This window comes from Pedobacter antarcticus (genome assembly GCF_900103515.1).
In the GTDB taxonomy this organism is placed as follows: Bacteria; Bacteroidota; Bacteroidia; order Sphingobacteriales; family Sphingobacteriaceae; genus Pedobacter; species Pedobacter antarcticus.
Map to the genome: position 1 here is coordinate 650083 of NZ_FNGZ01000002.1, position 13981 is coordinate 664063.

Sequence of the window (13981 nt, forward strand, 5' to 3'; positions counted from 1 at the left end):
CTGGTTTGCTTGTTCAAAGAGCTTTCGCAGGTTTAAAATAGAACCAACCTTTGATTTTTTGTAATCTGGTCAAAATGAGAGGGTATTTTAATTCTGCAATACGACATAATGATTTTACTTTGGTTTAATATTAATAAGGTGTGTTTGTGTTTGGAGGCTGTCTAATCAACAGCCTTCTCTTTTTTACGGATATTGGCTTTTACCGGACCCAGCGTTCAGCCATGGACACCGATTGTTCAATAATGAACATAAGGTTATCAAAATGGCGTTATTTGTTTCAAAGGCAGTGTTTTTTTTAATGGCACGCCATTGGTAAAGGGCGGTATAAACTAGAATGTTATGCTTAGACACCAGCTCCTTTTAATTTACCGCACTTTTAAAAAATATAAAACTTCTTTCTTTATTAATCTTGTAGGATTATCCGCCGGGCTGGCTTGTGCGCTTCTTATTTATTTGTGGGTTAATGACGAAATACAAAAAGATAAGTTTCAGGATTCAAGTATTTACCAGGTTATGGTTAATGAGATTACATCACAGGGTATTCATACATCTGCCGATCAATCTGCACTAACAGCCGGAGGGCTTAAGTTAGCAATGCCTGAGGTGGAGGATGCTGTAACTGCTTCTCCTACGTACTGGTTAGCACAAACAAAAATCGTTTACGGACAGGCCGCAGGCGTTAAAGCAGCAGGTAAATTTGCCGATCCTAATTTCTTCAGCTTTTTCAATTATCCTGTTATTACAGGAAATACCGACCAGGTATTGAAAAATCCAAACGGAATCGTGTTATCTGAAGATTTGGCCAGAAAAATATTCGGAAGCCTGGATATTATCGGAAAAGAAGTGATCTGGCGTAACCCTGAAATGAAAAATGAAACCAAGGTGCAGGTTTCGGGTGTTTTTAAAAATATCACAGCCGATGCTTCTGATCACTTCGATTTTGTCTTGCCTATAGAAGCCTTATTTACCTCTGCACCAATATATAAGGAATGGAATAACTACGGACCAAGTACATTCGTCTCCCTCAGGGAAGGGACAAATATCGATTCTTTTAATGCGAAAATTAAAGATTTCTTGGCATCGAAGGGAGTTAAGTTCAGAAAGATGTTTGTACGCAAGTTTAGCGATGCTTATCTCTACGATAAATATAAAAATGGTAAACAGCATGGCGGCCGTATAGATGATGTACGTATTTTCTCTCTGCTTGCGGTATTTATTTTGTTTATCGCTTGTGTGAATTTTATGAATCTATCCACTGCCAGGGCTTCCAGAAGAATGAAAGAGCTGGGGGTTAAAAAAGTGATGGGGGCAAGCAGGTCTGCATTAATTTATCAATTCCTTGCAGAATCACTGCTATTGACGTTAATTTCTATGTTTGTTGCGCTAGTATTAGCAGAACTTTTTCTACCTCAGTTTAATCAGATTACGGATAAGTCATTGAGGCTTGTATTTGATCTGCCGCTGCTGTTGATCCTGGCAACTATCACACTATTCACCGGTCTGCTTGCTGGAAGTTATCCTGCTTTTTATTTATCTGGCTTTAATGCATCTACGGCGCTGAAAGGAAAATTGCAATTTTCGAGCAGTGCAATCTGGACGAGAAGGGGACTGGTTATTTTCCAGTTTACATTATCTGTCATTTTGATTGTTGTGGTTCTGGTTGTATATAAACAGATCGAATTTCTTCAGGATCATAAATTGGGATACCAAAAGGACAATGTTATTTATTTTGAAGCAGAGGGACACGTGAAAAATAATGTCGTTAATTTTTTAACACAGGTACGTAAGGTTCCCGGGGTGAGTCAGGCGTCTGGTATGGACAGAGATTTTTTGGGTGAATTTGGTTCTACAACTGGTGATTTTGATTGGGAAAATCGTGATCCTGGTGTCGTGATTAAATTTCAAAACGCAGGGATAAATGACAGACTAATTGAAACACTGGGCATGCAAATGGTTGCAGGCCGTAGTTTTTCCGCCCAATATGGTTCGCAGGAAAACAAGATATTGATAAATGAGGCCGGTATAAAAGCTATGGGATTAAAAAACCCTGTCGGTAAGATTTTTAGATTATGGGGCAAAGACTATGAAATTGCTGGTATAGTCAAAAATTTTAACTTCGAATCTTTACAACTGGAAGTAAAGCCTGTGTTTTTTCGGTACGAAGCTACCGGATCAAATCGGATTTTTGTACGGTTAGAAGCCGGTCAGCAGCGTAAAACTATTCAAGCATTAAAGGACTTTTATCAAACGTATAATCCTGGCTATGTACTCGATTACAGATTTCTTGATCAGGATTTTCAAAATCAGTATGTCGCTGAAAACAGGATCTCGGTTTTGTCAAGGTATTTTGCAGGTCTTGCCCTGATTATCTCCTGTCTCGGATTATTTGGTTTGGCAGCTTTTACAGCGGAACGTAAAATGAAAGAAATCGGCGTTAGAAAAGTCTTGGGAGCCAACGAATGGAATATTGTATATCTACTTTCCGGTGAGTTTATGAGACCCGTACTTATAGCAGTAGTTACTGCAATTCCTGTAAGTTACCTGTTAACCAGGTATTGGTTAAATAGCTTTGCATATAGAATCGAACTGCAGTGGTGGTTTTTCGTTGCTGCGGGTCTGGCAGCCGTTGCTATTTCCTGGCTTACTGTTGGCATGCAGGCTGTGAAGTCGGCTCATTTAAGCCCGGTAAAATGTCTCAGGGATGAATAGCTAGAGTAGATTCCCATGGCAATAACCCGGTTTAAACTCTTATTCTCCGGGTTAATGTAATAACTTTCATGCTTAGCGTTTACTGTTCTACATTGGTCTTATGATTCATCAACCATAATGATATGAGTACCAGTATTCAATTCTATGATAAACTTATCGTACGTACACCAAGGCTACACTTGGCGTCGGTAGATGGCGAACTTCAGACCTTGCTGGAAGATAATGTTTTTATGGACGCTGTATACATGGCCTCAGCATCATTACATCAAGAGTGTTTAAAATATAAAAGATTTAAAAATTTTACTGAAAAAGATACGAGAAGACTCCATATATCTTTATTGAAATATCAATATAGAATGGCGACCAGACCAACTCCTTTCGGCCTTTTTGCAGGGTGTCACGTTAGTAGTTTTGCAGAAGCTCATCACGGAATTATTCTGGATGAAGGCCATATCGATACACATTCCCGTCTTGATATGGAGTATATCTGCACGTTGATCAGACATCTGGTTAGCGTTCCGGAAATTCGCGCACAATTGGTTTATTTTAGTAATAATAGTATTTGTAAAATTGGAGATGATTGGAGGTATGTAGAATATACCTTTAAAAATGACAAACGTCATTATCAGATCAGCGAAGTAGTTTATCAGGAGTTCCTTGCCGAATTATTCCAACGTGGAATAAACGGGATAACAATTTCCCGGATTCAGGATTTGCTAAAGGAAGGTGAACAAGGATATGGAGAGCAGGAGATCGACGTTTTTATTGATGAACTTATCGATGCGCAGCTTTTGGTATCCGAACTGGAACCCACGACAATAGGGGAAGATCACCTGGAAAAAATAATCAAGGTATTAGACCGGATTGTCTTACATGATGCAGGATCACTTTCGCTGCGTCTAAATTTACACGAGGTCTCCGAACTCCTTAGACGGATCGATCAGCATGAAATTGAGAGAATGGATGGTCTTACCGAGATTGTCCGGTTAGTTAAGTTAATTGGAATCCCTTTTGAAGAGGCGAAATTATTTCATACCGATTTATACAGGAAACAGGTTTCAGGAGCGCTGAATTCTGCAGTTAAAAATCAACTTGCGAACGCAGTTACTTTCCTTAACAGACTAACTCCTGTAAAGGAAAATTCAAATCTTAAAAATTTCCGAGAGAAATTTTACAGCAGATATGAGGATAAAGAACTGCCCTTGCTTCAGGTTCTGGATACGGAGAATGGTATCGGATATGTAGATTCTTCCACTAATCAGGATGTTACGCCGCTAATAGACGATGTTGTGCTAACTTCTTCAGGTTCTTCGGTAAAACCTATGTATTGGAATGAAATGGAGCAGATGCTTCATGAAAAAATGCTAACAAAAAAGGGTAATGTTATTACTCTTACTGACAAGGATATAGGTGATTCTGCTGTTCAATGGAATAATCTTCCGACTTCTCTTCCTGTAGTATTCCGCATGCTGGAAGATAAGCAAATCTATGTTGAAAGTTGCGGAGGGTCGAGTGCAGTAAATCTGCTGGGCAGATTTACTGCTGGAAATAAGGAAATCAGTGATATCGTGTCAGATATAGTGACACAGGAACAAGCGCAGGAACCACATATCCTTTTTGCTGAAGTAGTTCACCTGCCGGAAAACAGGCTCGGGAATATTCTTTTCCACCCGCCTTTCCGGGCATATGAAATACCATATATTGCGTTACCGAGCAAGTCCGATGCAAAGACGATCGCATTAAGTGACCTTTATATTTCCCTAAAAAATAACAGAATAGTTCTTCGTTCAGCCAAACTTAATAAAGAGATAATTCCAAGGCTCAGTAATGCGCATAATTTCGGAAAGAACCCGCTCCCGATATACCAGTTTCTTTGTGATCTGCAATGTCAGGGTAGAAGAGAAGGTTTACATTTCAGCTGGGGTAGTTTAAGAAAAATCTACACTAGTTTACCAAGGGTTAAATATGGGAATATTATTGTATCACTGGCACAGTGGAATTTTACACAGCTTCATGCCAAAGAACTCTTAAGTCTGGAAGGTGATGAGAAAAAGCATGCACTCCTGCATTTCAGGGAGCGGTGGTCGTTACCCAGAGAGGTATTTATCGCCGAGGGTGATAATGAGTTGTATATAGACCTGGAAAATGCTTTACTGGTGAATGTATGGCTGGAGAGAATCAAAAAAACAGGTTTTACCTTATTAAAGGAATATATTACACCAGATCGGAGCGTCACAAATACTAAACAGGAAAGATATGCCAATCAGTTTATTGCAATTTTACAGCAAAATACATCTACCTACGCAAACATACTTTCTCCTGCGCTAATTAACCCACTGGTCAAAAGATCATTTGCCACAGGCTCTGAATGGCTGTATTATAAAATCTATTGCGGTGTCAGATCTGCCGATAAGATTCTGATGCAGCTCATCAAACCTGTTTGTGAAGAACTCGAAGATGCAGGCATCCTGAATAAGTGGTTCTTTATCCGTTATAATGACCCGGATTTTCATCTGCGTGTACGTTTCAACGCTAAAAATATACAGGATATCGGACAGATCATTCAGATTTTTAATATCTGGTCTGAACCTTTACAGGAGAATGGACTAATCTGGAAGATTCAGAATGACACCTACAACAGGGAGCTGGAACGTTACGGCAGTAACAGTATAAGCCTAGTGGAAGATGTCTTTAATCTGGATAGTAAAGCGGTCGTCCATATGATTCAGGCAGTTCATTTTGAGGAAAGTGAAAATTTTCGCTGGATGTGGGCGATGAAGTCAATTGATGAGCTGTTTAACTCTTTTGGGTTGTCTCTTAGAGATAAGTTCCGCTTAACAGATAATTTTAGGGAGAGTTTCTCCAGGGAGTTCACAGTCGACCGGAATTTAAAAGGACAATTGGATCATAAATATCGGCAGCATCGTGGAAGGATGGAACGTTGGTTAACAAATGAGGGGTTGCTTCTGGAAGATCCAGATGAATTATCTGCAATCAGATGTTTGTTTGAGCGTACGAAAGAGATGATTCCTATTGCATTCTCCCTGAAAGCACTAGAAAGTAGATCGGCTATGGAGGTTTCTCTGGATGCGCTGATCGGTAGTCTTGTTCATATGGCTATAAATCGCGTAATAACTTCTAAACCCAGGTTACATGAACTGATCATTTATGATTTAATGAGCAGGCTATACCAATCCAGGCTGGCCAGACAGAAATACGGTTCTCTGGTGAAAAAAAAACCGGATTATTTTGCTGTACCCAAGGCAGGAGATAGTGGTAGGGGTTAAATTGTTCTGCTTTTCAGGAAGTTAAAAAATGACTCCCTGTAAGAATCCCCGATACTGATATCGATATCATGGTTTTGCAGCCTGAGCGTATAACCCTGTACTTTTGAAATTCTGGCCTTGGAGATAATATAAGATTTATGGACTCTCATAAATTTACTCTTTGGTAGAATAGCTTCCAGTTCTTTCAAACTTTGATTTGAAAGAGAAACTGCGCCATTATGGTACAAGCTTATATAATTTCCATCGCTGGCAACATATTCAATATCATCCATATTAATCTTGGAATATTTACCTTTCACACCCGCTTTGATAAAGAGATAATCAGCTTGCTGATCTTCTTCTTCAGATACTGGAGAGCTGAGCAGCTTTGACTCAGCTTTCTCGACTGCTGAAAGAAATCTAGCGAAATTAAATGGCTTTAGCAGATAATCAGTCGCTTCCAGATCAAAACCGGTAACTGCATATTCACTGAAGGCTGTGGTAAATATAACCTGTACCTGTTGTTTGATCTTGAGATTCCTTACAAAATCAATCCCTGAAATTTCCGGCATTTGTATATCGCAGAATAGCAAATCAACCTGGTTATTTTTAATATAATGGTGGGCCTCTATAGCATCTGTAGTTGCAAGAACTATCTGTAACACACCAGATTTCAAGCAAAAATGAGTAAGCAACTCTACTGATGGAAGTTCGTCGTCTAATATTACGCAGGTGATCATTTTGTCTTTTGAAGTTTTATAGTAAGTTGAGTGTAGTAAAATCCATCTGCTTCAACATTGGAAAAGGTGAACTGATCCGGAAAGCTCCTGTTTAAACGGAGCCTTATGTTTTCTATACCGACTCCGGAGTGCTCTTCGTGATTCTTTGCTGTCTTGATTTTATTTTTAGAGAAGAAACTGAACTGGTCATTTTCATGTTTAAGGGCTACGAAAGCAGGGTACTCCGCAGTGAGATGACCGTGTTTGAGTATGTTCTCTACTAAAGTAACTAATATTAGGGGAGGAAGATATATGTCTGTGAATGTGCCTTGAGTATCGAACTGGAAGATCTGATTATTACTTAATCTGAATTCATGGATTTCAATAATATTTCCAATATGCTTGATTTCTTCTGTTACAGGTGCATGCGATCCGTCTTTTAACCATTTTGGAAGATAGGCATAACGCATAATTTCCGAAAGTTTTTGGATTTTATCTGCAAGGTCTTCTGAGTAAACCATACTTTTTGCATAAAGCACATTTAAGGTATTAAACAAAAAATGAGGGTTGATCTGGGAACGCAGTAGGTTGGACTCAATGACCGTTTTCTCATTCGCCAGTTTTGTTGATGTTATTTTCTCTTTGACAAATTCCTTAACGAAAAAATAGCCGGCACCCATAGTGAAGTAATATATGAATTGAAAGAGCCAGAAGGAAAGGTATTTGGTGTAATTAATCGGGTTGTAATTATTAAGGAATATGGGTTGTATAATACCCCGGTTTAGTAAAGCCAATGCGCTGCTGGTAAGAATCAGTACGATGAATATAAGAATATTGACGATTCTGGGCAGGTGTTTATACTTAAGGATCTCAAAAAAAAATACTGTAGCGTAGAAGTTAAAAACCAGTACTGTAAAGAAGAAGCTGACATAGGTTAAAACACTAACAAATGAAAAGGCATATCTGGGGTCCTGTACCGCATTTGATATGAACTGATAAAGGAAAAAGACTATCCAGAAAATATAATGAAATTTGGGTTTTAATATATATTCAGCTTCTACTTTTGACATAAAGATTAATATAGCCTGTAAAGATCAGCTAAATTATTTTATTGACAGAAAAAACTATCAAAGATAGTAGTGTCGCCGCTGTCGCCCATAAATTTGTGCTGGGCATTTTCAGCATTCTGGTCCATTAAACCATTGTTTCTTACATTTTTGTTTTGGATAGATGAAGGCTGGTTATTTAATTTAACAACTACCTTTCTTTGTAAGCTCAATTTTTGTGTCAAGATATTTTTCATCGTTTTTATTTTTGGTTCGATATCAAAATAAACAAGTATAAATGAGCTAGTTAATAAATTACATGAATGAGGGTATTCTCTATGTGAATATGATTATTGATCTCTAATACACCTGTTTGTGCAACAGGGGGTTACCGGAATTAACTGGATTTAGTCTTGAAGTTTATCGATTCTGAGGATAAAATCGGTTTGTCCGCTCATTTGAAGACCTCTCTTCAAGCTGCCGTCTTTGATATTATAAATCCAGACATAATTTCCTTCTTTCGGGGAGTTGACAGCAATATAAGCGATGTCATCCTGAACGATAACACATTGTTTTCTTGTTCCCTTATCCAGCGGAAGATCAAGTTTAGTTGTCGTCTTTTTTGCAAGATCAAGGATGTAGAATTCGAAGTGAGGAGTGCTGTAGTGATCATTCAGTCCCTTGAATAAATCCTTTCGTTCAGAACGTATGATAGCTTTTCCATTCCCCAGGTACCAGATACCATAAGCATGGTTTTTAATTGGCGAATCTGAAATATTAAAAAAGTAATCAGGATCCAATACGGTGTCTCCGGCCTTAATACGCATGATTGCTGTCGGCAGTTCTGTTCGGTTACCTAAGGCAATGCCCGGACAGGTCATCAGGTAATAATCCTTCTTTTCATCATAAAAAGAATAGGGCTGAATAGTATTCATCCCACCAGGGTAAGTAGATCTGGTATCTTTTGTAAGTTTCCTCAGTTTCATTTCCGGAAATGTGTAGACTGCCATGTAGGTGGTGTCGCTGGTGGTGTAGCTGGACGCGCTGGTTTGCCGGTGAAAAGTATACCCTATCAATACTTCTTTATCTTTAGGTTCAACTATACCGACAGAGATTGCACTGTAAATACTTCCTGGAACTTCTACCGGAATAAATCCGGCGGAGATAACCCGCATCTCTGCAGTATTCAACAACATATAACGCACTTTGAGCGCCTGTTTATTGCTTAATCCGGTGAGCAAAAGTGTTTGATCGTCAATCCATTTGAAGTTTTCAATATAGAAGTCCTCCAATGGGATGCTGGCGATAGTTTTAAGTGTCTTTCCTTGTTTCTTATATTTCTCAAAAATGGGTTTTTTCCTGTTTAGATGGTAGTAGAATCCCTGATGTACAATGATATCCCGATCCATAACTGAACCGTATAGTTTAATACCATCGTCTTCTGGTTTGAGCGTACCCTTGTCGAGTGAATTTGTTTCCAGCATATAATCTACACCGTCTTTTCCAAGGATATAAAGACTATAATGCTTATCTGATGGTTGGTTTCCGTTGCCCGGCGGTTTACAGGAGCCGAACAGGCCTATAACTAGTAAGCAGAGTAGAGGAAAACGAAGCACTGACCATGCTAGGTATGGCATAAGGATTAAGGTAAAAGTTTAGCGTTAAATACGGAATTCATTGACAACTTGTTTTTGCAGTAATGGTGGCAGGTCCATTAGGTTTTGAGTACTAATAACAATAGTGTGGTCGTTAGGGGATTTTCCAAGGAGCGCGATATAGGTCTGACCGCCTTTGAATTTAAGTTTCTTATTAATGCCTTTAATGTTAAGTTCTATATCCCTTTTTGCACAGATAATAATACTACCGGTAAAGTCTATCAGGCCGTTTCTGTAATTGATATTTGCATAGGTTCCAGGACTTATTGCAATACTGTATCCTGCGTCATCTATGTGCTTTACATTAAGTGTATTATTGTTTACAGAGACGCTGTTTCTTATACTGGTATAGGCTGGCAGAACGGTTTTCTTATTATGGAAAAAAAGAACAGATAATGCGACCAAAGCTATGGAGGCTGCAATCAATTTAGGCCATAACCTTATAGTTTTTGTTGCAGTGGACGAAGTATGATCAGGTATTGTTTTTCGGATTTCTTCCCATATATCACTTTGAAGGTTTTCGGGTAATGTACATTCCTTATTTTCAATTTCCTCTTCAAAAAAATCATCATTCAGCCATTGTTCCACAGCTGTACGTTCTTCTGCAGTACATTCGTCCAGATGGTATCGCTCGATGAGTTCTTTAGTGATTTTAATCATGGCTGGTTGTAATACAAAATTAGGGAAAATTTCCTGGTATTGGGGTGTTTTATCTATATAGAAAGTCAGGAGGAGTATTCAGCCAGCTCAAGACGAAGTGTTGATGTAGCTTTGGCTATATGATAGGCAACCGCACGTTCGGTAATTAACAGAGCCTGCGCAATTTCTTTATTAGCCATATCTTCTTCCATACTCATTTTATAAACACGTTTGCATTGGCAGGGAAGGGTATCTACGATATCATTTACTTTGCCTTTCAGGCTATTGAAGAGAATATGTTCTTCTGTGCAGTTGGTGGAGTTGTCGCAAGACGACATCTTAATGTTGATGTGTTTTTCCCGGCTGACTTTGTTTCTGATGTACTCAAATGCTTTAAGTTTGGCGGCTCTGATTAAATAATGCTCTGCATTTTCCATAATCAGTGTTTCTCTTCTTTCCCAAAGTGACTTGAAGATATCCTGTACAATTTCTCTTGCTGGTTCCGTTTCTCTCAGCTGATTATAAAGAATGGTATAAACTTTCTCCCAATACAGCTGATAGACTACTTCAAAAGTAACCCGGTCTATCCGGATACTTTGCGCTTTAAATGGTATGGGAGTTCTATGTGCCAATTCGTTAAATATGGTGTCAAATATATGTTATTTAGAATGATTATAGGAAAAAGTTTTATGTAAAATGAGCTGCATAATAATTTCTTTCATTATTGTTACTTCTGCGAAAAACGTAGTGCATAAAATACGCTTATCTGTGTTTTATATAAAAAGAGTTAGTAATCAGTGAAATGTATTATATTTATTTTACCTAAATCAATTACTTTGAAACGAAGAAATTTTATCTATTTAACCGGGGTTGGCGCTGCTGCGGCGATGCTGCCTGCCATACCGGTATGGGGAAATGATATTTCCCCAGAGCAAGCACTCGAGTACATAGACCCGGCTGCCAAGAAAATATTGTCTGATGTTGCGCTTAACGCTGCAAAGTCAAAAGGTGCAACCTATACAGATGTACGCGTGGGGCGTTATTTGAATCAGTATGTGGTTACTAGAGAGGACAAGGTCGAGAACATTGTAAATACAGAGTCTTTTGGAATCGGTATCCGCGTAATTGCCAACGGCTGCTGGGGTTTTGCCTCAACAGATAAAATGGACAAGGACAGTATTGCAAAGGCGGCTGAGCTGGCTGTGGCTATTGCGAAGGAAAACTCCAGGCTTCAGGCAGAACCGGTACAACTGGCCCCGCAACAGGGATATGGTGAAGTAAGTTGGAAGGCTCCGATTACAAAGAATGCTTTTGAAGTTCCAATCAAAGAAAAAGTAGATCTCCTGCTGTCTGTAAATGATGCTGCTATGAAGGGTGGAGCGGATTATATTAATTCCATCCTGTTTATGGTAAATGAGCAAAAGTATTTTGCTTCTACTGAAGGATCCTATATTGACCAGGATGTTCACCGTATCTGGCCTACTTTTTTCATCACCAAAATAAATAAGGAAACGGGTAAATTTGAAACCCGTAATGCTTTAAGTACTCCTATAGGTAAGGGATATGAGTATCTGGATGGCAGGCCCGAAGATAAAATACAAACGGCATCAGGAACGCTTTATAAAGGCACGTACGATATGTTGGAAGATGCCAAGCAGGCCGCTGTGCAGGCAGGAGAAAAATTAAAAGCCAAATCTGTCGATCCCGGAAAATACGACCTGGTATTAGACCCTTCTAATCTGTGGTTAACCATTCATGAATCATGTGGTCACCCAACAGAACTGGATAGGGTACTCGGTTATGAAGCTAATTATGCCGGTACCAGTTTTCTGACTCTCGATAAATGGAAAACAGGTAAATTCAACTATGGTAGTAAAGAGGTGAATATTACTGCCGATAAAACTGAAGTGGGTACTTTAGGAGCAGTAGGCTACGATGACGAAGGTGTTAAATGTGGTAAATGGGATGTGATCAAAGATGGCGTGCTGGTTAACTATCAGGCTATCAGAGATCAGGCACATATTCTTGGTCTGGAACATTCCCAGGGGTGTTGTTATGCAGACAACTGGAGCAGTGTACAGTTCCAGCGCATGGCTAATATTTCATTGCAGCCCGGTAAAAAACCACTGACAGTGGCCGATCAGATCAAAAACGTCGAAAAGGGAATCTATATCGTCGGAGATGGCTCATTCTCAATTGATCAGCAACGCTACAATTTCCAGTTTGGCGGACAGCTTTTCTATGAAATTAAAGCTGGTAAGATTACTGGCATGCTGAAAGACGTAGCTTATCAGGCCAATACACAGGAGTTCTGGAATTCATGTACTGCAATCTGTGATCAGCGTGATTATCGTCTTGGCGGCTCTTTCTTTGATGGTAAAGGTCAACCTGGTCAGGTGAGTGCTGTTTCTCATGGCTCTGCTACCACTCGTTTTAACGGAATTAATGTAATTAACACTGCTAGAAAAATCGGATAATATATGCCTATATTAACTCAAGAACAGGCTAAGGCGCTGTTAACGAAAGTGCTCAGTTATTCAAAAGCTGACGAATGTGAAGTAAATATCGAGGGTTCTGATGGCGGGAATGTCCGCTACGCCCGTAATTCAGTTAATACAAGTGGAGGGGTTAGTAAAACCAGCCTGGTTGTTAGTTCTGCATTCGGGAAAAAACTGGGGGTCGCGACGATTAATGAATACGATGATGCTTCCTTAGAGAAAGTTGTCAGAAGAGCTGAAGAACTTGCCAGGCTCGCCCCTGAAAATCCTGAATATATGTCGGTTTTAGGTCCGCAGACTTATGGACCACCGTCTCCAACATTTTCACAGACCACTGCCAGTGTTGGCCCGAAAGAACGCGCAGATGCTGTAGAGAAAAGTTTGGCCGTGGCTAAAAAGAATCAGTTGACAGCTGCTGGTTTTCTGGAAAATAGTTCTGGGTACAGCGCCATGATGAATAGCAAAGGCTTATTTGCCTATAACACTTCTTCGGATGTGGCCTTTAATATTACCATGCGTACGGCAGACGGCAAGGGTTCCGGTTATGCTACAAGAGGTTATAACGACTTCGGTAAACTTAACACAGAGTTCGATACAGATGTTGCTGCTAAAAAAGCGTTGTCGTCAGTTACTGCCAAAGCAATAGAGCCTGGAAAATATACCGTAATTCTCGAACCAACTGCAGTAGCAGTAATGCTGGAAAATATGCTTTTTGATATGGACGCACGTCAGGCAGACGAAGGAAGAAGTTTTCTAAGTAAGCCCGGTGGTAAATCCAGGCTTGGAGAAAGGTTAGTTGATGAGCGGGTAAATATCTACTCTGATCCCTGGAATCCAGAACTTCCTTCCAGTACATGGTCGGGAGACGGAAGGCCTCAGGAAAAAGTAAGCTGGATTGAAAAAGGTGTTGTTAAAAACCTGACAAGCTCCAGGTATTGGGCGCAGAAAACAGGTATTAAAGCTATTCCCAGACCTGATGGCGCAATTATGGAAGGTGGCACTAAATCACTTGCTGAATTGATCAAAGGTACAGAGAAAGGGATTCTTGTAACCCGTTTATGGTATATCCGCTCTGTTGATCCTCAAACTTTATTATTAACCGGTTTAACCCGGGATGGCACTTTTTACATTGAAAACGGAGAGATCAAATTCCCTGTAAAGAACTTCCGTTTTAATGAAAGTCCGATTATAATGTTGAATAACCTGGAGGAAATTGGAAAGGTCGAGCGTACTGTTAGTGCAGAATCAGAAGCTAACTACTTGCTTCCACCACTTAAAATCAGGGACTTTACTTTCACATCTCTTTCTGATGCTGTATAACAATTAATAGAATATAACAGGCCGGAATTTGCCTCTTATATGGACCGGCCTGTTTTTCTTGCTATTAAATTATAGCAATCTTTATACCCATCAAATGTAATTTAAGAGCTTTGATGGGTATTTAGGTAG

At 39.5% G+C, this 13981-nt stretch carries 10 protein-coding genes; 4 read left to right on the top strand and 6 right to left on the bottom strand.

The window, feature by feature from the left end; genetic code table 11:
* The first annotated feature begins 339 nt into the window (after positions 1–339).
* Together BLR53_RS06385 and BLR53_RS06390 are read left to right on the top strand one after the other, a co-directional pair.
* Positions 340–2709 (top strand): ABC transporter permease, encoded by a 2370-nt coding sequence (locus BLR53_RS06385; protein WP_074588110.1) that lies wholly within the window; start codon positions 340–342, stop codon positions 2707–2709.
* A 122-nt stretch (positions 2710–2831) separates the two neighbouring features.
* A complete protein-coding gene (locus BLR53_RS06390) occupies positions 2832–5996 on the top strand; it encodes a lantibiotic dehydratase (protein WP_074588112.1) in 3165 nt (1054 codons plus the stop codon).
* On the opposite strand, the gene BLR53_RS06395 is transcribed toward BLR53_RS06390, so the two are convergent.
* The 6 genes from BLR53_RS06395 to BLR53_RS06420 form a co-directional block, all read right to left on the bottom strand.
* A complete protein-coding gene (locus BLR53_RS06395; RefSeq protein WP_037444438.1) occupies positions 5993–6715 on the bottom strand; it encodes a LytR/AlgR family response regulator transcription factor in 723 nt (240 codons plus the stop codon). The genes BLR53_RS06390 and BLR53_RS06395 overlap by 4 nt on opposite strands.
* On the bottom strand, positions 6712–7764 hold the full coding sequence (locus BLR53_RS06400) for a sensor histidine kinase (protein ID WP_074588114.1): 1053 nt from the start codon (positions 7762–7764) through the stop codon (positions 6712–6714). Before BLR53_RS06400 ends, BLR53_RS06395 begins: the two co-directional genes overlap by 4 nt.
* A 38-nt stretch (positions 7765–7802) precedes the next feature.
* Entirely contained in the window at positions 7803–7997 is a 195-nt protein-coding gene (locus BLR53_RS06405) for a hypothetical protein (RefSeq protein WP_074588116.1), read from the bottom strand.
* Between the two features lie 150 nt (positions 7998–8147).
* Positions 8148–9377, bottom strand: a complete 1230-nt coding sequence (locus BLR53_RS06410; RefSeq protein WP_074588118.1) for a DUF4374 domain-containing protein — start codon at positions 9375–9377, stop codon at positions 8148–8150.
* Between the two features lie 24 nt (positions 9378–9401).
* Complete coding sequence (locus BLR53_RS06415) at positions 9402–10055, bottom strand: hypothetical protein (RefSeq protein WP_037444429.1); 654 nt, start codon at positions 10053–10055, stop codon at positions 9402–9404.
* Positions 10056–10120: 65 nt separating this feature from the next.
* A complete protein-coding gene (locus BLR53_RS06420) occupies positions 10121–10666 on the bottom strand; it encodes a sigma-70 family RNA polymerase sigma factor (RefSeq protein ID WP_218122971.1) in 546 nt (181 codons plus the stop codon).
* Between the two features lie 204 nt (positions 10667–10870).
* Here BLR53_RS06420 and BLR53_RS06425 point away from each other — a divergent pair, with 204 nt between their 5' ends.
* Both BLR53_RS06425 and BLR53_RS06430 read left to right on the top strand, forming a co-directional pair.
* Complete coding sequence (locus tag BLR53_RS06425; protein ID WP_037444542.1) at positions 10871–12511, top strand: TldD/PmbA family protein; 1641 nt, start codon at positions 10871–10873, stop codon at positions 12509–12511.
* A gap of 3 nt (positions 12512–12514) precedes the next feature.
* Complete coding sequence (locus BLR53_RS06430) at positions 12515–13852, top strand: TldD/PmbA family protein (RefSeq protein WP_037444427.1); 1338 nt, start codon at positions 12515–12517, stop codon at positions 13850–13852.
* Positions 13853–13981: the final 129 nt, after the last annotated feature.

Coding starts and splice junctions, on each gene's coding strand:
- BLR53_RS06405 (WP_074588116.1), bottom strand. CDS start 7,997: ATGAAAAATATCTTGACACAAAAATTGAGCTTACAAAGAAAGGTAGTT.
- BLR53_RS06430 (WP_037444427.1), top strand. CDS start 12,515: ATGCCTATATTAACTCAAGAACAGGCTAAGGCGCTGTTAACGAAAGTG.
- BLR53_RS06395 (WP_037444438.1), bottom strand. CDS start 6,715: ATGATCACCTGCGTAATATTAGACGACGAACTTCCATCAGTAGAGTTG.
- BLR53_RS06385 (WP_074588110.1), top strand. CDS start 340: ATGCTTAGACACCAGCTCCTTTTAATTTACCGCACTTTTAAAAAATAT.
- BLR53_RS06390 (WP_074588112.1), top strand. CDS start 2,832: ATGAGTACCAGTATTCAATTCTATGATAAACTTATCGTACGTACACCA.
- BLR53_RS06400 (WP_074588114.1), bottom strand. CDS start 7,764: ATGTCAAAAGTAGAAGCTGAATATATATTAAAACCCAAATTTCATTAT.
- BLR53_RS06415 (WP_037444429.1), bottom strand. CDS start 10,055: ATGATTAAAATCACTAAAGAACTCATCGAGCGATACCATCTGGACGAA.
- BLR53_RS06410 (WP_074588118.1), bottom strand. CDS start 9,377: ATGCCATACCTAGCATGGTCAGTGCTTCGTTTTCCTCTACTCTGCTTA.